Consider the following 20,296-nt stretch of genomic DNA (forward strand, 5'->3'; position numbering starts at 1 on the left):
TCAATGGACTATTCACATTGCCTGGATAAGGATGGAAAACCCTATTGTGAGGTTTATGTTACTGATTACCGACTAATTACCAATCCCATACTGAATAAAGGCACGGGGTTTACCAAGCAAGAGCGTGAAGAATTCAATTTATTTGGGCTTTTGCCACCAGAAGAAAGCCATATTGCTGATCAGCGCGCCCGTTCTTACGCGGCCTTTAAAAATAAAAACAGTGATCTGGAAAAATATATTTATCTACGCGACTTGCAGGATTCAAACGAAACGCTCTATTACAGCTTGCTTAATGAGCATATCACCGAAATGATGCCCATTGTTTATACCCCTATTGTGGGTGATGCATGTATTAATTTTAGCCACATTTACCGTCGCCCACGCGGTATTTTTATCGCTTATCCTGATCGCGACCGTATTGATCAAATCCTGGCAAATCCGCGTTTTGATAAAGTAAAAGCTATTGTAGTATCTGATGGCGAACGTATTTTAGGCTTAGGCGATCAAGGCGCCGGCGGCATGGGGATTCCTATTGGTAAACTTGCTTTGTATTGTGCCTGCTCTGGAATACACCCCTCTGCAACACTGCCAATTTTACTCGATACGGGTACTAACAATGCCGAACTAATGAAAGATCCCTTGTATATCGGTTGGCGGCATGAACGAATTCGTGGGAAAGAATACGATGATTTTATCGCGGCTTTTATCAAAGCATTAAAAAAACGCTTCCCTCATATTCTTTTGCAATGGGAAGATTTTGCCTTGCAAAATGCTACTCGCCTCTTGGATACCTACCGTACACAGTTATGTACCTTCAATGATGATGTACAAGGTACAGCAGCCATTGCTACCGGTACCCTTTTGTCCGCTGTACAAGTAACAGGTATCCACTTACGCGAACAACGTATTGTGATTGTGGGTGCAGGATCGGCTGGTTGTGGTATAGCTGAGTTGATAGTGCATGCCATGATCGATGATGGTATTTCCGAAAAAGAAGCAAGGGATCGGATTTATATGATCGATCGCAATGGCTTGCTAGTAGAAGGAATGGCAGGTTTACTGCCCTTCCAACAAAAATTATTAAAATCCAAGCAAGCTATTGCCAATTGGCAGTGTGAAAGCAAAGACATGGTCAGTTTAAAAGATGTCATTAAAAATTTGCATCCTAATGCCTTATTGGGTGTTTCTGGGCAGGTTGGGATCTTTACTGAAGAATTAATTCGCGAAATGGCAGCGCATGTTGCCCAACCCATTATCATGCCTCTTTCTAATCCTATTACTCATAGCGAAGCGGTACCCACTGATCTCATGTTATGGACCGATAATCGCGCTGTCATTGGCACTGGCAGCCCTTTTGGCAACATTATAAAAAATGGTAAACCTTTCCGAGTAGATCAAACCAATAACGTCTATATTTTTCCAGGAATGGGTCTTGGCTTGATCGCTGTCAAAGCAAAACAAGTCTCTGATAAAATGTTCATGGCTGCAGCCAAAGCACTGGCAAGCTGCTCACCTGCCAAACACGATCCGCAGGCTAACCTGCTCCCCCCTCTTACCGAAGTGCGGGAAGTTTCCTATAAAGTAGCCTTAGCTGTCGCCAGAGAAGCTGTTAATTCCAATTTAGCTGATTTTTTAACCGATGCCGATATCGAAAAAAGCATTAAAAGTCATATCTGGGAACCTACTTATATTCCTTATAAGTTAGTCAAGAAGGAATAAAGCAATTCACGTCAGGATTCCGTGTTCACCCACGGAATCCCTCCGTTTAAAACCAGGGCACGCAAGCTCTACCCGGATTTGAATCGGGTAATTCTGCCCTGTTTTGTATTCCAGCAGATTATATTCTTTTCACTGCTGGTAACTGCCATTGACCATCAATAATTGCTGGCTTGGGCCAGTAAAATCGGAACATCAAAATGAAAGTCCCTTCAGGCGCTGGCAACCAGTTAGACTCTTTGTCTTTGCCAGGAGATTGATGTTGAATATAGAGATCAAGAGAGCCATCCTGATTATATTTTAAATTATCACGGGGGCTTAATGTATAACGGTTAAGAGGATTGGCCACAAAAAACAAACGCTCGTCATACATCGTTAGGGACCAAAACCCATTAACGGGCGGCGTTTCATCCTGGTCAAAATGAATCAGATATTGATTAGCACCATTGAGGGTCTGACCACTATTGTCTGTCATTGCTACCGGATAAATGGCGTCTTGCGGACGATTCGCACCAAGACCCGCGGCAGTTAGGAGAGCTCGCTGCTTATAGTCAGTTCCATAAATACCTGTGCGCGTTGTGACAATCCAGCCATTTCTCAAATCTTTAGCAGCCTTCAGTTTCTGCATCAGAATTTCATACTGTCCAGCCTTTACAGCATTTTCCAACGCAATTGCTACAGGAGGATCAAGTTTTGCAAAATCAAAATCCTTGCCTGCAACAATACCAATTTTAGCCAGTTTCTCAACCATGGGGGCATCCGTACTTGCAGGAGGGTTATCCTTGAGGAGAACTGCCAATTTCTTAAAATACGTTGCGGCATCCATTGCGTTAACCTGCTGACGTATGGGGGTCTTCATATCGATGCTCTGATCAACGATACCCGTAGGAGGCGTATAGGATTTACCATAGAAGCTAAGAGGTTTTAAACTGTATTTATCTTGTAGGCTATGAACAAGATGGTAATCCTCAGCGGTTCCCGTACTATAGGTACGACCTAAGATCCAGACCATGTTTGTCGGTGATTTTAATTCGACTAACCCTTCGGGCACAGTCCCTTTCCAATAAGGTCCAACAATAACAAAATCGTGTGCTTCTGTACCCGTCGTTCGGCTGCCTGGAGCAGCAAATACTTCAGTCCACCCACTTAACAAGGGCATAATGTAATAACGCCCATTTTCATTAGGTACATGCAACAGGTAGGGTTCTTTACTGAGATCAAGCCAGGCAAAAGAATAAAGCGTATCAGCATTAGGTGCTGGAATATCTTTAAATGAAGCATCGGGGAATCGCCTGATATTGATAAATTGCCCCATAGGTCCGCGACCATTGTTCGGCTTCACTGCATTAGTCATCACTCGCTTAGTCAAATCCATAGTCACTAAAGGATAACCATAGATATAAGCTTCTGTGCCTAACTGTAATGCCTCAAATGCACTCAGACTTGCTGAATTTGCCCAGGTCAAAGGATAAAAAATTAAAAAAACGAGTGTTCCTAACTTCCAAACACAGGGTTTTCCTATCATTATCCTTCTCCAACAATACTTAGGGACTGCTTACCTTTCTCTAGCTTGGTTGTGGCTTACTTTCTGCGCTTCGCTGCTCACCTACTACGTTGTATGCTGCAATACTCGAAAATCAAGCCATAATCACCCAGGCTAGAGAAAGGTAAACAGCCCCTAATAAAAAATAAATACTCTTGTTACCATAGCATAATTTCTGACAGATTAACTGACTAAATAGCGCCAACTGATAATACCTGTATGGATAAAAACCAAAGGCTTATTTTCGCAGCTAATTAAGGGAGCAATCCTGGCAATCCGCAATTGTAAGAAATTAAATCGTTCCTCCTTTGCCAGAACAGAAAGCCGCCAATGGTGTGTACTGTATATCCCTTTTTCTTTCACTGTCTGCATACAAGGAAAGACACCAAGTTCTTCTATTAAATAGAAAAACGATTGCTGCTCATAAGAGAGAGAACACCCTTTGCCATTTTTTAATAAGGTGAGTACTTCATTTGGATCTTTTTCTGTAACAAGGCAACCGGCTTGCAGCGGATTAGTGTTAAAAGCCGATAGTTTTTGAGCAATCATCTCGATTTGGTAAAATGACTGGTGTTTGTCGACCAACCGATTCAGCGACTTATATACTAAAAAGACAGTTTGCATCTGCGATACTACCAATAAGGCTAACAGCGCTAACATCAGTATCGTAGAAATTAAAACTATCCCTGCTTCGCGGTTCATGGCGTGCGAATGGTTGTTTCAATAGGCAGGTTTTGCATGTCATCCAAACCCAAATTGACTGTAACGAATGTTTTTTCCTGCGAAAAATTTATATCAGCGGTTAATTTATTAATGACAGACGTTAACTCCTCCGCATGCTTATAACGGTAAAAAAATGCCCATTTCTTTTGTCGGTTTTGTTGAATAAAAAATGCTTCCTCAATCCACTCACCGACATAAATCGGTTCAACATAATGAAAGATAAAGGGATGGGAAAAAATCATCTCAACGCCCTTAAGGGTAGGTCGCAATGATAAAATCTGCTGAACTTCAGCATGGTAACAATCAGCCAGCAAAACAGGGTGTTTGGTTGTATAGGCTTGTCCGGCAGGTATTAATAAACGGGAAGAATTTATAACTTGCAAGACAGGGGTAAAATACTCACTCATCCGATTCAAGTGCAAAGCACGGTTTTTACCAACATCCCTTTCAATCGCAAGTAAATGTGTTCTGTTATTACGTCTATCAATACTTTGCAAACGATTGATATTAACACAGGGAGTGAATCCGGCCCTTCTTACACTATCGCGAATTAAATCGCTAACCAGCTGCAGTTCAAATTCTCGTTCAAGCAAAATTTGTGCGTCCAAATAGAATTTTTTACAATTTAGATAATGCTGCAACAAAATAATGATAATTAAACTGGCCAACAGTAGGCTGATCATCACTTCCGTTAAACCAAATCCTCGCTCGTATTTCATGGCAGTACAATTTGACGTTGTAAATGACACCAATCCGGGCGGATGACTGCCACTGGCCAGCTTATCTGCAATCTAACAGTAGAATTCGTTTCTGTTTTTTGCCAGTGAAACGGCTCTTTAACCATTGCCAAAGCTTGTCTTGCAATTATTCTTTCCGAATTATTATCAAGTTGAATTAAAGCAAGTGCACGCAGCAACCCTTGATTAAGACGTTGATTGGTCTGCCATTGTTGCTGCAAAAGTGTAAGCGAAGTCGTAGTAAGTAAAAGTAGAGCGACCAATACTTCGGTCAAGGAAAATCCTTGATAAGCGTTCATATTCCATTCCTGAGGTTGCTATGCGGTGTATAGAGTACGACTTAAAAAAAGAGTAAACAAGCGATTAATACATAGTCGTTTGATGAACATAGAAACAATTTGAAATAATAGGTAAGATGATAAGTTTTCACTTTGTAAGGAGAGTTCATTGTCCTGCGATTATCACGGATTGCCACACTCCGGCATTCAATCACTTAATCCTTATGTGCCGGGTAAATCGATCGAGGAATTGGCAAAAGAGCAAGGTTTAATAGATATTATTAAACTTGCCAGTAATGAAAATCCGTTAGGATGCAGTCCTTTGGCAAAACAGGCCTTGGCCGAACTCTCTGGCATGCAGATAGCGACCTATCCCACACCGGCCAACCATCCTTTACGGCAAAAATTAAGCAAACACTTGGGCATTGATGCAGACATGCTTACCTTAAGCAATGGTTCAGACCTCTTATTTTCTATCTTATTGACAAACTTTGCCTTGCATAATAATAAGCATATGTTAACGCATGATCATGCGTTTATTTCCTATCAAATCCAGGCCCAAACGTTGGGAATACCTGTACGTAGTATTGGGTTGAAATCGAATTGGGAAGTCGATATTGATGCAATTATTGCTGCCTGTAATCAACAAACTGCACTCATCTTTATTGCAAATCCTAATAATCCTACAGGTCTATTTATCAGCCCGGATTATATTCAAAAGCTACTGAATAACATTCCGGCAACAACCATTCTTGTTCTCGATGAAGCCTATTATGAATATGCTTACCCTGAGGGTGATAAAGCCAGTATCAATCTATTGCAACACCACCCCAATTTAGTCATCACCCGCACTTTTTCCAAAGCCTATGGACTTGCCGGGCTACGCTTGGGCTATGCCATTGCCAATCTTGAAATTGCAGAATTATTACAACGTGTGCAACTTCCTTTTGCAGTTAATCAGGCGGCCCTGGCGGCAGCTCATGCCGCAATTGATGATCAGCAATTTCTGAGACAGACCGTAGAATTAAATGCCCTGGGAAGAGAGCAAATTCGCCAGGGTCTGGAAGCCTTCAATTTATCTGCTCTTCCTTCACGTTGTAACTTTATTACCTTTGATTGCGGAACTAGTGCCCTACCGATTTACCAGGGATTACTTGGAAAAGGAGTGATTGTACGCCCGTTAGCACCCTACAATTTATTTAATCATTTGCGAGTAAGTATTGGTAATAGCCTTCAAAACACCCGATTTCTTGATACACTCGCTATCTGTTTGTCTGAAAATAAGAAGGAGCCAGGCCATGAAAACTGATCTAAGTCAAAAACATTGCGAATCTTGTGAAGGGATTGGTCAAGCATTAACTGCTGAGCAGATTCATAACCTAATGCCACAACTCGATAAAAAATGGCAGGTTCATGATAATAACAAAGAAATTAAACGATCATTCCGCTTCGAAAATTTTTACGAAACGATGGCTTTTGTTAATGCCATAGCTTGGATAGCGAATACCGAGAATCATCATCCTGATCTGGAAATTGGTTATAACTATTGCCATGTACGATTCATGACTCATGCTCTCAACGGCTTATCACATAATGATTTTATCTGTGCAGCCAAAATTGATGCATTAACGCTATAGGTCCATACGCTGTTGGGCAAACTGCCCAACCTACACGGGTTTATGGCCTGGTTTTCGAGCATTGCAGCGGAGCATACACACAAGTATGTGAGCAGTGAAACACAGAAAACCAAGCCTCAAATGCGCCAAGGGGTGACTTACATTTCGCTAGCTTGTGTGCTTATGCTTTGATTTTCGAGCATCGCAGCGGAGCATACATACAAGTATGTGAGCAGCGAAGCACAGAAAACCAAGCCTCAAATGCGCCAAGGGGTGATTTACATTTCGCTAGCTTGCGTGCTTATGCTTTGATTTTCGAGCATCGCAGCGGAGCATACATACAAGTATGTGAGCAGCGAAGCACAGAAGATCAAGCCTCAAATGCGCTAAGGGGTGATTTACATTTCGCTAGCTTGCGTGCTTATGCTTTGATTTTCGAGCATCGCAGCGGAGCATACATACAAGTATGTGAGCAGCGAAGCACAGAAAATCAAAGCATAAGCGCCAAGATAGTAGAAATGTCAATTACCCCTAGGGTCTGTCATCAATTTCTTTGCGTTGCGCTGGCATAAAATCTTTTCTGTCCAAACCCATTGCAACAGCCAAAGCACCTGCCACGTAGATTGAAGAATAAGTACCGATAACTATTCCGATGATTAATGCCAAAGAAAATCCACGAATTGTCTCACCACCATAGACGAATAAAGCAACCACAACAAACAAAGTTAACAAAGAAGTCATGATGGTTCGGGATAACGTCTGGTTAATAGAAATATTCATTATTTCTAACGACGATGCACGCCGGATCTTAACAAAATTCTCTCGTACCCGATCAAAAACAACGATCGTATCGTTTAATGAATAACCAATAACCGCAAGCAGACCCGCTAACGCTTTGAGATCAAACTCAATACCAAACATAGCAAAAACACCAAGAATGAGTACCGGATCATGCACCAAGGCTACTGCGGAACTAACTGCCAAACGGTATTCAAAACGCATGGCAATATAAATCATGGTAGCAAGCAGAGATACAATGATTGCCAATGCACCTTTAGTAGCTAATTCTTGTCCAACCTGAGGACCCACAAAATCAACTCGTTGCTTTGTCGCACCAGGTAATTGTTGCATCACTTTCTCAACAAGCAAAGTCTGATCAAGATCAGCCCGGGGCGCGATACTAATTAACACATCCTTGGATGTACCATAGCTAACTACCTGAGCTTCCTTAAAGCCCACCTTGTATAAATTGTCGCGGATCGCAGTTAAATCAGCCGGTTGCTGATAAGAAATTTCAATTTGGGTTCCACCAGTAAAATCCAGCCCCCATTTCAACCCGTTAATCAACAAGGCACCAATCGATACCAAGAAGACAAGCGCAGAAAATAGAGCGGTCCACTTGCGGGCCCCCATGAAATCTATTTTTGAATTTGGATTAAAAAATTCCATCTAAGCCTCGCCTCAAATACCAATTGACAGTTTTTTCACATTCCGTCCACCGTAATACCAATTTACGATAGCACGAGTATAGGTGATGCTTGTTAACATCGATGTCAACAATCCCAAGCATAAGATCACTGCAAAACCACGAACAGGCCCAGTACCTATAGCAAACAAGACTATACCCACAATCAGTGTGGTAACGTTGGCATCGATAATCGTTGCAAAAGCCCGTTCATACCCTGCAAACATAGCTGCCTGAGGTGATAAACCGTTGCGTAACTCTTCCCTGATTCTTTCATAGATCAAGACGTTAGCGTCAACGGCCATCCCCACCGTTAACACAAAACCAGCGATTCCAGGCAAAGTCAACGTAGCACCGATAATCGACATTAGCGCGCTAAGCAAAATCAGGTTCAAAAATAATGCAATATTAGCGACTAGGCCAAAGAAGCGATAGTACACCAGCATCAAAACTAAAATTAAACCCATACCCACTTGCAGAGAAACCATACCACGATGAATATTCTCTTTACCTAATGAAGGTCCGACTGTACGTTCCTCTACGGGATAAATCACTGCAGGCAGCGCACCTGCCCGTAATAGCAGGGCTAAATTGCTCGCTTCCTTACTGTCTGACAGCCCAGTAATCTGGAAACTATTACCCAAAGCATTTTGAATAACTGGTGCCGAAATCACCCGCTCTTCACGATGATTAATTCGTTTGCTGACTCCGTCCACTGTTTGAGTTGTTGCCTTGGTTTCAACAAACACAATGGCCATACGCTTATTAATATTTTCCCGAGTAATTTTGGTAAATAAGCTTTCACCACCCCCGCCTAGCTGAATTTGTACGGAAGGGCTAGCTGTCTGCTGATCAAAACTGGAAACAGCACTAGTAATTGAATCACCACTGAGTACCACCTGGCGCTTCAATAAGATAGGGTGTCCATCCATCATATAGAGTTTGCTATCAACAGGAATAACACCTGTTTGTTTGGCAATCTGTGCATCGTTGTCCTGATCAACCAGATGGAATTGCAAAGTAGCGGTACCACCAAGAATTTGTTTTGCACGTGCCGCATCCTGGATACCAGGAAGATCGACTCCAATTCTTGTTGCTCCCTGTTGCTGGACTACTGCTTCTCCAACACCTAGTTCATTAACCCGATTTCGTAAAATACCCATGGTTTGTTCAATAGTATTCTGACGAATTGAGTTTAATTCCGCAGGGGACAAGGAAAGAGAAATCGTATAAGCAGCATTCGATTTTTCCAGGACCAAATTAGAAAACTTGTCCTTAATCTCGACAGCTGCATTTTGCATGTCTTCAGTTGAACGAAAGCGTACGTCAATGCCTTTATCAGCGACATAACGAATTCCAGTATAACGAATACCCGCTTCACGCAAATCCTGGCCGATGCTTTTCATCAAACCTTCAAAACGGCGGCCGACAACACTGTCTACGTCCACTTCCAAAAGAAAATGTACCCCACCACGCAGATCCAAACCTTGCTTCATTGGTTCCGCACCTATTCTGCTTAACCAGGTTGGAGTGGCTGCTGCTAAATTTAACGCAACTGTGTAATCTGAACCAAGACCATTCTTAATAATATCCCGTGCCAGCAATTGTGTATCAGTCGAAGAAAACCTTATTTCCAGATTGTCTCCAGAAACAATTATCGGACTATATTTGAGCTTTGCTTCGTCGAGTAAAGTCTGAACTTGTTGACTGAGTTGCTCCATGTCAACAGGGGTTGATGAAGAAATTTGTACAGCGGGATCTTCACTGTACAAATTAGGTATAGCATAAATCAAGCCGAGCACCACAATGATGATCAGCATAATGTTTTTCCACAGAGGATATTTATTCTGCATTTCCGTGTCCCTGCGCCAACTTAAAGGGATTTAATGGTGCCTTTAGGCAAAATTGTACTTACTGCGCCTCGCTGCAAGTTAATTTCAACACCTTCGGCAAGAGCAACTTTGATGTATTGCTCATCAATGCTAACAACCTTAGCCAGTATTCCTCCGGACGTTACAATTTCATCGCCCTTCTTTAATTGATTAACCATTTCACGATGTTCTTTTGCTCGTTTGTTTTGTGGCCTTATCAACATAAAATAAAACAATACAAAAATGACAACGATCATAATCAGCGAAAACGTGCCGTCAGGCTGCGCTGCTTGTGTAGTGGTTGGGGCTGCAGCCATAGCATCGCTTATAAAAAAACTCATACTAATCTCCTCAGTCGCTGTTTAATCATGGCACTAGCCCAAGGCTGGGCAAGATAGCGTGACATCATAACGATATTTCACTCTCGCGTAAATGAAGTACCTAAGGAATTTCATGATGTTTGTAATGAGGGTAATAGCAGATGTTGATAATAATGAACATTATGTTGAATAAGAAACCGTTGGCACAAAAGTGGTGTGTGTCCTAATAAATGATGTAAATAGGCTCTGGTCAATGATTGCTGGCAAGTTGGACAAGAGCAATCAGCAATGGGGCGGTAATCTTCTGCCTGTTGGCTATCAAGTATATTAATGACACTTTCTTTATTGTAAACCCGCCCTTCCATTGCATCTCTGGCCGGTTTATCAGACTCTACATGCCAAACAGGATAACGTGCCAACTCCTGCAACTGTTCACTTGTGAACTCACCACTCAGGTAGAGAGGTGCATCGGCATATTGTCGCAGTTCCTGCATAAAATCGGAAAACGGTTTTGTGCAGTCATAGCGCAGATACCTGCCCAATAACCAGTCCGGATAAATTGGTGGGTGTTCATCTACTGAAACAAATAACATACTTGTTTCGGCTAAGGTTTGCCAAACTTTTAGGTTAGAATTATTCAATATTCCGTAAGGCAAAACCACTCTATCCGCCTGCAACAAGCTAATTAAGGAAGTCAATTCACTCTGGTCAATTATTATACGGCTACCATCGTAGCAAGAGCGAATCGTATAAACACCATTTCGTGCAGTTAATAGTGAAGCATTTAATACAGTAATCCCTTGCCAACCGGCATAATTAGATAAAGGAGCAAGTTTTTCAAGGCAAGCAACCCCAGGTTTCATGAGCAATGCGTCCAAATAATAAGCCGCAGCCTTAATACCGACCTCATGCCAGTTTGCCAGGGTCAAACAACTGCCTGCTTCCGTAGTCAACACTGGGGTCAAACCTGAACCTTGTTTTTTGTTTATCATGCAAATCCTTATTAAAGCAACAAACTGGCATCGCCATAACTAAAAAAACGATAATTTTGTGCTATGGCCTCTTGATAAAGAGCCATTGCTTGCGCGTGACCTATAAAAGCAGAAACAAGCATTAAAAGGGTTGATTCAGGCAAATGGAAATTAGTAATCAAACCATCACAGATTTGAAATTGATAACCCGGATAAATGAAAATATCGGTATCGCGACTGCAAGGTTTGAGGCGACCTCCTTCCGCGGCACTCTCCAAACTGCGCAAGGCGGTTGTCCCAACAGCAATCACGCGCTTGCCTGCTTCCCGGGTCCCATTGACTGCCTGGCATAGCGCCTCGGTGACAGTAAATTGCTCACTATGCATCTTATGTTCGCTGATTGCTTCACAGCGCACCGGACGAAAAGTCCCCGCACCGACATGCAAGGTTGAATAGGCAATGTTAATCCCTTTTCCCTGTAACTGCTGCAAAAGTTCTTCATCAAAATGCAAACCAGCTGTCGGTGCTGCTACTGACCCTTTATATTTTGCATACACAGTCTGATACCGCTCGCTATCCATTGTGTCATCCGCACGAGTAATATAGGGAGGCAATGGCATATGCCCTATTTGCTCCAGCATCATCTCAACATCACCTAAAACCTGACAATGGTATAAATCATCCTGCTTGCTTAATACTTCAATACGCCAATCATTGTCCAAATAAATAAGTGTACCCGCTTTGGGTGATTTGCTCGCTTTAATATGGGCTAAAAATGAATTATCGCCTTGCAGGCGTTCAATCAATAGCTCGATCTTGCCCCCACTTTCCTTTCTGCCATACAAGCGCGCCGGGATAACTTTGCTATTATTCATTACCAAAAGATCACCAGGCTGCAAAAATTGCACAATGTCTTTGAATTGATGATGCGCACTAGAACCCGTTTCACGATTGTAAATCAATAATCGCGAGTCGCTGCGTTTGGCTAAAGGATGCTGCGCAATCAACTCTTGCGGTAAATCAAAATAAAAATCTTGTTTATTCATTTTTCGACCTGGCAACAAAATGGCACTATTATATACCTAATCAATTAAAGTTGTGTCGATTTAGGCAGAACCTTTTGATTTAGGGGCTGTAGACCTTTGGCGAAAAGCATTGATTTCCTTCGCTGCTCTTTTACTCTCGTGTAAACTGGGCGCGATGAGCATGAACCACCGCTTTTCAACTCAAGCTAGCCTAATGTCTACAGACCCTAGTAACATCTGTATTGTTAGATGATAAAAATAAGGAAATGATTATGTTGGTTACTTTCTCCAGTGATGCTTACGAAAATATCACCATGTTTGGTGATGTAGCAATACAACTTTTAAAAATGATGGGGCACAGCGCCACAATTCCCGGTGCAATTGTTGCTGCCGATATTCCTGAAGCATTAACTCGCTTACAACAGGGACTCGCCAAAACAGAGAAAAAAGAACAAAACACCGACGAGGGGGCAGATGACGAAGAACCTGATATAAGCCTTGCTCATCGCGCCTTTCCTTTACTCAATATGCTGAAATCAGCCCAAAAGAAGCAATGTGATGTTTTATGGGCATAAACTCCGACTCTTAGGGTATTTTGTACATTGTGATACTATAGCGCCTACTTAATTGCTAGTTCCGAATACTATGTTAACACTGCGTCAAATTACCCTTTCTCGCGGTAATAAAGTCCTGCTGGATAAAACCAGCGTGACACTGTACGAAAAACAGAAGGTTGGCTTGATTGGGCATAATGGTTGTGGCAAATCCAGTTTGTTTGCCTTAATCCTGGGTCAATTGCATCCTGATAGCGGTGATTGCCTGCTTAATCCGCAATTGCGGATTAGCCATTTATCACAGCAATTACCGGATAGTGACGAACCTGCCCTTGATTTTGTACTTGCTGGTGATGACGAGTATTTGGCGTTACAACAACGATTGAGCCATGCAGAGCAAGAAGGTGACGATGCTGAGGTTCTCCTCTGTCATGAATTACTGAATCAAACAGCAGGTTATAGTAAACCAGCAAAAGCAGCCTCTATCATGGCCGGCTTGGGATTTAAAGCCACTGAGCAAAAAAATTCTGTCAACAGCTTTTCAGGCGGTTGGCGTATGCGTTTAAGCCTTGCCCGCTGCCTCATGAAACCTGCCGATCTCCTGTTGCTTGATGAACCGACTAACCACTTGGATATGGAAGCTATTTTCTGGTTGGAAAAATGGCTAAAGCAATGCCCCAGCAGCATTTTACTCATTTCCCATGATCGCGAATTTCTGGATGCCTTTGTTACTCATATTCTTCATATAGAACAGCAAGCTATGAATTTATATAGTGGTAATTACAGCCGTTTTGAGCAAATCCGTGCTCAACAACTGGCTCTACAGCAACTCACTTATGAAAAACAGCAACAGAAAATCAATCACTTGATGACGTATGTTAATCGCTTTCGCGCCAAAGCATCGAAAGCCAAACAGGCACAAAGTCGACTCAATGCGATTGCTAAAATGGACATTGTGGCACAGGCACAGGTTGATTCACCTTTTTCCTTTAACTTTTATCCCTGTCCACGTGCAGGTAACCCTTTGCTCAACTGTGAAAAAGTAAATGCTGGCTACGATATAAACAGTCCAATTCTGAAAAAGATCAATTTGGTATTAAATCCCGGAGACAGACTTGCTTTACTAGGTCCTAACGGTGAAGGAAAATCAACTTTAATTAAAACCCTGACGGGAACCTTAACACCTTTGTCTGGTACGATTTATCGCTCACCCCACTTGCAAATCGGTTATTATGCCCAGCACCAATTGGAAGAATTGGACGATCAATTAAGCCCTGTTGAAACAATTCAGATCCTCTCCCCTGAAGCCCGCGAACAAACCATTCGTGATTATTTGGGTGGTTTTAATTTTATAGGGGACATGGCCACCAAACCTATCCACTACTTTTCGGGCGGTGAAAAAGCGCGGCTCGCTCTGGCTAAATTGGTTTGGTTAAAACCCAACCTATTATTGCTTGATGAGCCCACAAACCATTTGGACCTAGGTATGCGAGCTGCAATAGAAATCGCTCTACAAAGCTATGAAGGCGCCTTAATTCTGATTTCTCATGACAGGCATTTATTGCGCACATCAGTAGATGATTTTTATCTTGTTTATCAACATCAAGTGCAACCCTTTAAAGGTGATTTGGACGATTATTATCAATGGCTACAGAATCGAGAAACAGGGAAAGAAAATACATCAACCCAAAATGCAACCCAATACCGTGAGAAAAAAAGCTTACAAAATCGTCTGAAAAAATTGGAGCAAATGATCGAACAGCTCCATCAACAGCTCTCACAATTTGAAACAATACTTTCAGATTTATCCCTCTATGAAGAGGGACAGCAAAAAAAATTGCAAACGTTGTTAAATGAACAGAAAAATATACAGCAAGCGCTTCTTCAGGCCGAAGAGGAATGGTTAGAAATAGCCAGCAGCATGGAGGAATCACGCTAAAATTACTCTCGCTGACAATTTATGCCTCTTTTTATTGCTTACGATAAAGACCAATTAATTCACTTTTCTCCAACACATGATTGGCCATCGCGGTGAGAAGATCTTGTTTAGTGGCATTGGCATTAAGAGTTAAGAGCGTATCCAATGCATAAAGTTTAAAGAAATAACGATGCGTACCACTTGGCGGGCATGGACCGCGATAGCCTGTTTGCCCCCAACTGTTTTTACTGTTTACGGCGCCTGTTGGTAATTCAGCATCATCCGCTAATCGTTGGACAGTTGGCGGTATATTAAATACCACCCAATGCACCCAATCTCCGCCAGGGGCATCGGGATCATCCAGGATTAATACATAAGATTTTGTCTCTGCAGGTGCATCTTGCCAAAGCAGCGCAGGAGAAATATCAGCACCTTGACAGGTATATTGAGCAGGGATGAGGGTATTCGCTGCAAAAGCGGGACTCATAAGGGATAAGCTCATAGCAAAACTCCTTATGTTGAAGCCGAATAAAAGGACAAACCAGAATACAACAGATTTCTTGCTCATCGCTTTATCTTCCTGATAATCCAGTCCATTTACTCATGCAGTGGATATTGCAACAAGCATTTGAAACCCACTGTACTTTCGCCCTGAAACCTGTTGTCCCCGTGCAAACGGGGACTATTTATCCAAGTATAGGACAGAAATCCATATGGCTTTTAATCAAGCGAACACGGGTTACGACTAGAACGCCTCAGATTCTTCAATTGCTTTTTTGCGGTTATTATTTTTCCACTCACTATCAATCGAACCTCTTTCAAGGCTTTGTAGTTTATGATCTAAAGCTACCCTGTCATCAAAAACAAAACAGCTGCCTTCCCACAAGGATTTTTCCTTGGGGATAGAAGCTAAATAATTAAGTATGCCACCATCCAACTGATAGACTTCATTAAAGCCCAATCTTTTTAAATAAGATGTCGATTTTTCACAACGTATGCCACCAGTACAAAACATGGCAATTTTCTTATCTTTTTTATCGCTCAAATGGGTTGTAACATAGTCAGGGAAATCTCTGAAGTTTTCCGTTTTTGGATTAATCGCTCCTTTAAAAGTCCCTAACTGCACTTCATAATCATTTCTGGTATCAATCACTACCACATCGGGATCAGCTATCAACTGGTTCCACTCCTGGGGGCTCACATGAGTACCAGTAAGCAGAACAGGATCAATACCCTCTTCTCCCAAAGTCACAATTTCCTTGCGCAATTTTACCTTTGCTTTATCGAAAGGGTTAAATTCATCAAAACTTTCTTTAAAAGAAAGATCTTCCAGGCCCGCATAACTACGCATGAAAGCGATTAGCGATAACACACCCTCTTTTTTACCACAAAAAGTACCATTTACCCCTTCACTAGCCAGAATAATAGTTCCTTTTATTTCATTTTTTTTCATTGACTTTAATAAAGGCTCTTTCATAGAGACATAATCAGCGAGTGGTGTAAATTTATAAAATGTAACAATTACATATAAGCTCATTCTACCTATTTCCTATCATTAAATTTTGACAACTTTTATCCTGACATTTGGGGCCAGATAAAATTTCTACAACCTGTGCAATCCATTTTTGACTATCCTTTCTTATTATGGTGTTAGTACGTCCATAAAGCCTGCTATGTTTAGGGCAATGAAGGTAATGCGCAATCACTGAATCACATTGCACTGCAAAATATTGCTGCCCAGTATCATAGGTTTTTAATTTGTTAATTACCAAGAGTTTCCCAAAAGGAATCTTGGTATCCAGTACTCCTGTTATAACTTTATCAGGCAGTTCACTAAAGTTCATAGTGATTAGGGCGAACTCCACTGCCACTGCTTCATTCTTTAATTGGGCAATATTTACATCATCCCGTTTTTTATTACCATCTATCAACATAATGATCGCACGGGAATAAGTATTCGCCTGCTCATCCTTTTTGGCAGATATTATCTCAATTTTTGGCGTACGATGGTAATATTTTTCTATACCCATTGTCATTAATGGCTGTATCAGCAAAAAATTATAGGGTTCAGGTAACTTATCTTTATTGATATTTTGTTCCAATACACTGATTTTTTTACCAAAAAAATTATAAAAGCCATTTATCTGGTGAAAACTGATTTTGTTCGTGGAAACCTGCTTATCCAAGGCATAAGAATTCGCCAAGAAACCACAGCATAAAAACGACATTACTAGTTTGAGAGTTAATCCTTTTTTCTTCGTCATTTTCTTACCCAGGAATAAATGATTTGATCATTATAATAAAATAGTAGATAGGAAGCCGATAGTTAAAAACAGCGTTTGCTTAAAGTCAGGTTCTTTATATCAAACTCCATTTAATTAATAGCCAGAATGGTGTTTAGTAACCCTATATAATTTGTATAGGGATAACAATTTTTATTTATGTGTCTTTGCATAAATAAATCCAACGCACCCTTCTTTGCTTCGGGTGGATTTCCTACTTGCAGTTCTAAAACTAACGTTAAAGCTGAATGCAAGATAGCCATCTTTTCAATGATTCCTTGTATTTGCAAACTTTGTTCTTCAGGCGATACTCTTTTCATTATTTTAATTTTCTCAGCCAAAACAACAATATTTTCCTGTAGGGCCAGTTTATGCTGACAGCTATCTTTCACTTGATTTAATAATTGCAATAAATGAGCAAGAAACAACTCATCCACTTGAAATTTATTGATATCTCTTAAGGTTTGCATCCATAAGGTAAAATGGGTCCCCTCCCAATTTTCACAAACAATACAATCCCTTAATAAGCGGGGTAAAGAAGAAAAACTTTCTATCGTTCCATTACCAGCCAGGATATCAAGACAATGATGAACATTCTCTACTGTGCGCTTGGCAGTAAAATACTTATTGATATTCGCCAAAGTTCGCAAAAGAAGCTGTTGCGTTTTAGCATGCTCTTGGTGCGGATTAGCATCCAACTCATCCTGAACATGTACCATATGAAAAATACTGGCCAGCAACGCGGTATTTTCAGCTTTGATATGGGCTAATGTTTCTTTTACCAAGGGATAATTAATAATTTTATGCTGGAAAGCAGCGCGATTAACGGCATAGTAATAAGCGATTTGATAAGCACGTCTTGCCATACCCAAAACGGAAAAGGCATTAAAAATTCGCGATAAATGCAAGACATTTTCCATGACCAAATTAATGCCTTGAGCCATTTCCCCCATCGGATAAGCTAACGCTGCTTCAAAATCAATTTCAGCCGTCGCCATCGAGCGAGTACCAATTTTTTGTTTTAAACGTCTGAGTTTAAATTGGTTAGGCTTACCATCCGACAATTGACCCGGCAGCAAAAACAACCCCAAGCCCCGAGTTCCACTAATATGTTGATCATAACGGGCTGTCAATAAAATCAAATCAGCATTGGCATTGGAACAAAACCATTTTTCTCCGCTAATCCGCCATTGCCCTTCGTTGTCTTGATAGGCATAAGTCGCATTTGCGCCAACATCTGAACCACCTTGAATCTCAGTTAAAAACTGTGCACCTGTGTAATTTTGACTAAATGAAGGCTACGTTAATTTATCCAAATAACAATCAGTTTGTTGTAATTTAGAATAATTACTTAAGATACGAATTACGCCCGCTGAACAAGCGATAGGACAATTATGACCGGCCTCACCAGCATGTGCAGATAACAGGAACAGGCTAAGGGTCTTTTGCATTTGTCCTGGTGTAAGCAAATAGCGCATTAAGCCCGACCCATAAATGAGGTCGCCAGCAGCAACATAAGAAGGGTGATGAATGACCCGATCATGCCGCTCACCAATCGCATTATATTGTTCAATTTTTGGCAGATTAGCATCCAAATTATTTTCTACTACAAGGGGTTCTAATTGCTCTGCCACTTGAAGAGCAAAACGACTTAATTGTTGTATGAAGTCCGGTTGTTGGGAAAAATAGCATTGATAGGTATGCATAAGGGAAGAATTGGGCCTCAAAATAGTCTCTTGCAATTGTTGGCGCCACGTTTGAAAATCAGTTCTTGCCTGCTGATAGTCCTTATCAACGTTCATCCTTACCCTCCAGCCTGGTGACAGGTTTCTTCAAGATAGTGAAGTAAACCCAGTAATCAATTAATTCTGTTAATCCTAAACTACTTTTAACGCAATATCCCAACGATAGCCAAACGGATCAGCAAGACGTGCCGTTTTATCTCCCCAAAATTGGACATCAGGTTCAGCCAGGGATCTACATCCCTTAGCGATAGCCTCGGCATAAAGTTTATCAACATCATCGACATAGACATAAAAAATAAACGGCGGAATATTATTCGTAGTCTGTGGGGAACCCCCTTCAAAATTAAAAGCGCTCTCTTGACTTAGGGTAAAATTGCAACCCCGGTAGCGTAATCGGGCAAAAACCAACTCGCCGTGGTCATCAGGTAGTTCGAAAATAGGAACAAAACCAAAGACTTCTTCATAAAATGACACTGCCTTTTTAACATCGGGCACGACTAACATCGCAGTCAACCAGTTTAACCCAGGCCGGGGATGAGGACGTTGTTCAACATTATCAAACCAATCCAGACGCGAAAATGAAGAAGACATAAAGAACCTTATGCAAATGAAGATACGAAGAAATAGACGTTATTATTCCCAAGATCGATGTTAGAGTCCACACAAGGGTTTCATCAATCAGAAAAATAAGTACCGTATAAATTTAAGTAAGTATTGTCTTTTTCAATGCCCTGCAATTGCTGATTAATCGTTCCTATTAAGGCTGAATTGGTGGATAAAGCCATAATGCCATAACCAGACCCTATAATTGCAGGTTCTCCCAAGGCTTTAAACTGGCCCCCCCCCATTTTGCTCCCAATAAGCAGCGGTGGGTTGATTAAGAAAGGCTGCCGTAATGCTCTTATTACTTAAGGCCGTAATAATATCTTCCATGTCATCAAACTTCATCAGTTGGAATTGATTAGTGTATTTGACAGACAAGTAATTATAAAATACTCCAGCCTGCTCTTCTCCCCTTATAACACCGACTTTGCCACCCAGTAAATTATCTATTGATTTAATACCGCTGTTTTTCAAAATTAAAAATTGCCCCTTACTCACCATATAAGGCAAACTGAAAATATAAACGGCTTCTCTGTCAGGCGAAATAGAAATACCGCCGATAGCAATATCAATTGTCCCGTCATTTAGCGCAGTAAATAACTGATTGTAATCCATCGGGATGATCTCATATGACGTTTTCATCCGTTGGAAAATCGTACGGATCAAATCAATATCGAAGCCTTGATTGATTGACATCACAAAAGGAGGATCAAAAAAAACCGTACCGACCTTAACATTCGTATCAGCATAACCTGGAGGTGCACTTAGCATAAAACATAAAACGAATGGCCAAACCAGCCTTTTGAATAATCCCATTTTCTCTTCCTTTAGTCAGTAGGAAATCCTCGTTATTCACTCAATCTGACCAGCTTTATTTCTTGTTAAGTTTAGTAGACATTCCTTGCGAAAATCAAAACTCATCAATACCA

22 protein-coding genes are annotated in these 20,296 nt (G+C 41.2%); 5 read left to right on the forward strand and 17 right to left on the reverse strand.

All coding sequences use genetic code 11. The features are described from left to right. The first annotated feature begins 3 nt into the window (after positions 1-3). A complete protein-coding gene (locus tag Lfee_RS07040) occupies positions 4-1,719 on the forward strand; it encodes an NAD-dependent malic enzyme (RefSeq protein ID WP_058445285.1) in 1,716 nt (571 codons plus the stop codon). Between the two features lie 118 nt (positions 1,720-1,837). Here Lfee_RS07040 and Lfee_RS07045 read toward each other — a convergent pair whose 3' ends face one another. From Lfee_RS07045 to Lfee_RS07060, 4 genes are all read right to left on the reverse strand, one after another. After that, on the reverse strand, positions 1,838-3,241 hold the full coding sequence (locus tag Lfee_RS07045) for a DUF1254 domain-containing protein (RefSeq protein WP_058445287.1): 1,404 nt from the start codon (positions 3,239-3,241) through the stop codon (positions 1,838-1,840). 201 nt (positions 3,242-3,442) lie between these two features. Beyond that, positions 3,443-3,961: a hypothetical protein gene (locus Lfee_RS07050; protein ID WP_058445289.1), complete on the reverse strand. Its 519-nt coding sequence runs from the start codon at positions 3,959-3,961 to the stop codon at positions 3,443-3,445. Further along, complete coding sequence (locus Lfee_RS07055; protein ID WP_058445291.1) at positions 3,958-4,701, reverse strand: hypothetical protein; 744 nt, start codon at positions 4,699-4,701, stop codon at positions 3,958-3,960. Before Lfee_RS07055 ends, Lfee_RS07050 begins: the two co-directional genes overlap by 4 nt. Then, the gene (locus tag Lfee_RS07060; RefSeq protein ID WP_058445293.1) at positions 4,698-5,018 is read right to left on the reverse strand and encodes a prepilin-type N-terminal cleavage/methylation domain-containing protein; all 321 of its coding nucleotides are present in this window, start codon (positions 5,016-5,018) and stop codon (positions 4,698-4,700) included. Before Lfee_RS07060 ends, Lfee_RS07055 begins: the two co-directional genes overlap by 4 nt. Before the next feature lie 148 nt (positions 5,019-5,166). Here Lfee_RS07060 and hisC point away from each other — a divergent pair, with 148 nt between their 5' ends. Further along, complete coding sequence (hisC, locus tag Lfee_RS07065; protein WP_058445295.1) at positions 5,167-6,306, forward strand: histidinol-phosphate transaminase; 1,140 nt, start codon at positions 5,167-5,169, stop codon at positions 6,304-6,306. Beyond that, positions 6,296-6,634 carry a 4a-hydroxytetrahydrobiopterin dehydratase gene (locus tag Lfee_RS07070; protein WP_058445297.1) on the forward strand — a complete coding sequence of 113 codons (339 nt, stop codon included), beginning with the start codon at positions 6,296-6,298 and terminating at the stop codon, positions 6,632-6,634. The genes hisC and Lfee_RS07070 overlap by 11 nt, the downstream gene beginning before the upstream one ends. 510 nt (positions 6,635-7,144) lie before the next feature. Here Lfee_RS07070 and secF read toward each other — a convergent pair. From secF to queA, 5 genes are all read right to left on the reverse strand, one after another. Then, positions 7,145-8,062, reverse strand: a complete 918-nt coding sequence (secF, locus tag Lfee_RS07080; protein WP_058445299.1) for a protein translocase subunit SecF — start codon at positions 8,060-8,062, stop codon at positions 7,145-7,147. 12 nt (positions 8,063-8,074) lie between these two features. Further along, a complete protein-coding gene (secD, locus tag Lfee_RS07085) occupies positions 8,075-9,931 on the reverse strand; it encodes a protein translocase subunit SecD (protein WP_058445300.1) in 1,857 nt (618 codons plus the stop codon). A gap of 20 nt (positions 9,932-9,951) precedes the next feature. After that, the gene (gene yajC, locus Lfee_RS07090) at positions 9,952-10,290 is read right to left on the reverse strand and encodes a preprotein translocase subunit YajC (RefSeq protein ID WP_058445302.1); all 339 of its coding nucleotides are present in this window, start codon (positions 10,288-10,290) and stop codon (positions 9,952-9,954) included. A gap of 110 nt (positions 10,291-10,400) precedes the next feature. Next, positions 10,401-11,261: a tRNA guanosine transglycosylase family protein gene (locus Lfee_RS07095; protein WP_058445304.1), complete on the reverse strand. Its 861-nt coding sequence runs from the start codon at positions 11,259-11,261 to the stop codon at positions 10,401-10,403. 11 nt (positions 11,262-11,272) lie between these two features. Further along, a complete protein-coding gene (queA, locus tag Lfee_RS07100; protein ID WP_058445305.1) occupies positions 11,273-12,286 on the reverse strand; it encodes a tRNA preQ1(34) S-adenosylmethionine ribosyltransferase-isomerase QueA in 1,014 nt (337 codons plus the stop codon). 251 nt (positions 12,287-12,537) lie between these two features. Between queA and Lfee_RS07105 the strand changes: the two genes are divergently transcribed. Then, positions 12,538-12,840 carry a DUF1840 domain-containing protein gene (locus Lfee_RS07105; protein ID WP_058445307.1) on the forward strand — a complete coding sequence of 101 codons (303 nt, stop codon included), beginning with the start codon at positions 12,538-12,540 and terminating at the stop codon, positions 12,838-12,840. Positions 12,841-12,910: 70 nt separating this feature from the next. Continuing rightward, complete coding sequence (locus Lfee_RS07110; RefSeq protein WP_058445309.1) at positions 12,911-14,758, forward strand: ABC-F family ATP-binding cassette domain-containing protein; 1,848 nt, start codon at positions 12,911-12,913, stop codon at positions 14,756-14,758. A 31-nt stretch (positions 14,759-14,789) separates the two neighbouring features. On the opposite strand, the gene Lfee_RS07115 is transcribed toward Lfee_RS07110, so the two are convergent. From Lfee_RS07115 to Lfee_RS07140, 8 genes are all read right to left on the reverse strand, one after another. After that, positions 14,790-15,239 (reverse strand): YbhB/YbcL family Raf kinase inhibitor-like protein, encoded by a 450-nt coding sequence (locus Lfee_RS07115; RefSeq protein WP_058445311.1) that lies wholly within the window; start codon positions 15,237-15,239, stop codon positions 14,790-14,792. Positions 15,240-15,482: 243 nt separating this feature from the next. Continuing rightward, positions 15,483-16,274 (reverse strand): oxygen-dependent tRNA uridine(34) hydroxylase TrhO, encoded by a 792-nt coding sequence (gene trhO, locus Lfee_RS07120; protein WP_064088309.1) that lies wholly within the window; start codon positions 16,272-16,274, stop codon positions 15,483-15,485. Position 16,275: 1 nt separating this feature from the next. Continuing rightward, entirely contained in the window at positions 16,276-17,001 is a 726-nt protein-coding gene (locus tag Lfee_RS07125) for a hypothetical protein (RefSeq protein WP_064088308.1), read from the reverse strand. Positions 17,002-17,111: 110 nt separating this feature from the next. After that, complete coding sequence (locus Lfee_RS07130) at positions 17,112-18,272, reverse strand: acyl-CoA dehydrogenase family protein (protein ID WP_238584888.1); 1,161 nt, start codon at positions 18,270-18,272, stop codon at positions 17,112-17,114. A gap of 45 nt (positions 18,273-18,317) precedes the next feature. Next, on the reverse strand, positions 18,318-18,821 hold the full coding sequence (locus Lfee_RS17635; RefSeq protein ID WP_238584887.1) for an acyl-CoA dehydrogenase family protein: 504 nt from the start codon (positions 18,819-18,821) through the stop codon (positions 18,318-18,320). Positions 18,822-18,896: 75 nt separating this feature from the next. Then, positions 18,897-19,355, reverse strand: coding sequence for a VOC family protein (locus Lfee_RS07135; protein ID WP_058445314.1), 459 nt, complete (start codon positions 19,353-19,355; stop codon positions 18,897-18,899). Positions 19,356-19,438: 83 nt separating this feature from the next. Beyond that, positions 19,439-19,612 carry a type 2 periplasmic-binding domain-containing protein gene (locus Lfee_RS16970; protein WP_156413371.1) on the reverse strand — a complete coding sequence of 58 codons (174 nt, stop codon included), beginning with the start codon at positions 19,610-19,612 and terminating at the stop codon, positions 19,439-19,441. Further along, a complete protein-coding gene (locus tag Lfee_RS07140) occupies positions 19,593-20,183 on the reverse strand; it encodes a transporter substrate-binding domain-containing protein (RefSeq protein ID WP_058445316.1) in 591 nt (196 codons plus the stop codon). Before Lfee_RS07140 ends, Lfee_RS16970 begins: the two co-directional genes overlap by 20 nt. Between the last annotated feature and the right edge of the window lie 113 nt (positions 20,184-20,296).

It is taken from the genome of Legionella feeleii (genome assembly GCF_001467625.1).
GTDB classification, from domain to species: Bacteria; Pseudomonadota; Gammaproteobacteria; order Legionellales; family Legionellaceae; genus Tatlockia; species Tatlockia feeleii.

Bases quoted from the DNA above. Each gene is read 5' to 3' on its own strand.
- Lfee_RS07125 (WP_064088308.1), bottom strand. From the start codon at position 17,001: ATGACGAAGAAAAAAGGATTAACTCTCAAACTAGTAATGTCGTTTTTA.
- Lfee_RS07070 (WP_058445297.1), top strand. From the start codon at position 6,296: ATGAAAACTGATCTAAGTCAAAAACATTGCGAATCTTGTGAAGGGATT.
- Lfee_RS07140 (WP_058445316.1), bottom strand. From the start codon at position 20,183: ATGGGATTATTCAAAAGGCTGGTTTGGCCATTCGTTTTATGTTTTATG.
- Lfee_RS07060 (WP_058445293.1), bottom strand. From the start codon at position 5,018: ATGAACGCTTATCAAGGATTTTCCTTGACCGAAGTATTGGTCGCTCTA.
- secF (WP_058445299.1), bottom strand. From the start codon at position 8,062: ATGGAATTTTTTAATCCAAATTCAAAAATAGATTTCATGGGGGCCCGC.
- Lfee_RS07050 (WP_058445289.1), bottom strand. From the start codon at position 3,961: ATGAACCGCGAAGCAGGGATAGTTTTAATTTCTACGATACTGATGTTA.
- Lfee_RS07045 (WP_058445287.1), bottom strand. From the start codon at position 3,241: ATGATAGGAAAACCCTGTGTTTGGAAGTTAGGAACACTCGTTTTTTTA.
- Lfee_RS07055 (WP_058445291.1), bottom strand. From the start codon at position 4,701: ATGAAATACGAGCGAGGATTTGGTTTAACGGAAGTGATGATCAGCCTA.
- trhO (WP_064088309.1), bottom strand. From the start codon at position 16,274: ATGAGCTTATATGTAATTGTTACATTTTATAAATTTACACCACTCGCT.
- Lfee_RS07115 (WP_058445311.1), bottom strand. From the start codon at position 15,239: ATGAGCTTATCCCTTATGAGTCCCGCTTTTGCAGCGAATACCCTCATC.
- Lfee_RS07135 (WP_058445314.1), bottom strand. From the start codon at position 19,355: ATGTCTTCTTCATTTTCGCGTCTGGATTGGTTTGATAATGTTGAACAA.
- yajC (WP_058445302.1), bottom strand. From the start codon at position 10,290: ATGAGTTTTTTTATAAGCGATGCTATGGCTGCAGCCCCAACCACTACA.
- Lfee_RS16970 (WP_156413371.1), bottom strand. From the start codon at position 19,612: ATGGGGGGGGGCCAGTTTAAAGCCTTGGGAGAACCTGCAATTATAGGG.
- queA (WP_058445305.1), bottom strand. From the start codon at position 12,286: ATGAATAAACAAGATTTTTATTTTGATTTACCGCAAGAGTTGATTGCG.
- secD (WP_058445300.1), bottom strand. From the start codon at position 9,931: ATGCAGAATAAATATCCTCTGTGGAAAAACATTATGCTGATCATCATT.
- Lfee_RS07110 (WP_058445309.1), top strand. From the start codon at position 12,911: ATGTTAACACTGCGTCAAATTACCCTTTCTCGCGGTAATAAAGTCCTG.
- Lfee_RS07040 (WP_058445285.1), top strand. From the start codon at position 4: ATGGACTATTCACATTGCCTGGATAAGGATGGAAAACCCTATTGTGAG.
- Lfee_RS17635 (WP_238584887.1), bottom strand. From the start codon at position 18,821: ATGAACGTTGATAAGGACTATCAGCAGGCAAGAACTGATTTTCAAACG.
- Lfee_RS07095 (WP_058445304.1), bottom strand. From the start codon at position 11,261: ATGATAAACAAAAAACAAGGTTCAGGTTTGACCCCAGTGTTGACTACG.
- Lfee_RS07105 (WP_058445307.1), top strand. From the start codon at position 12,538: ATGTTGGTTACTTTCTCCAGTGATGCTTACGAAAATATCACCATGTTT.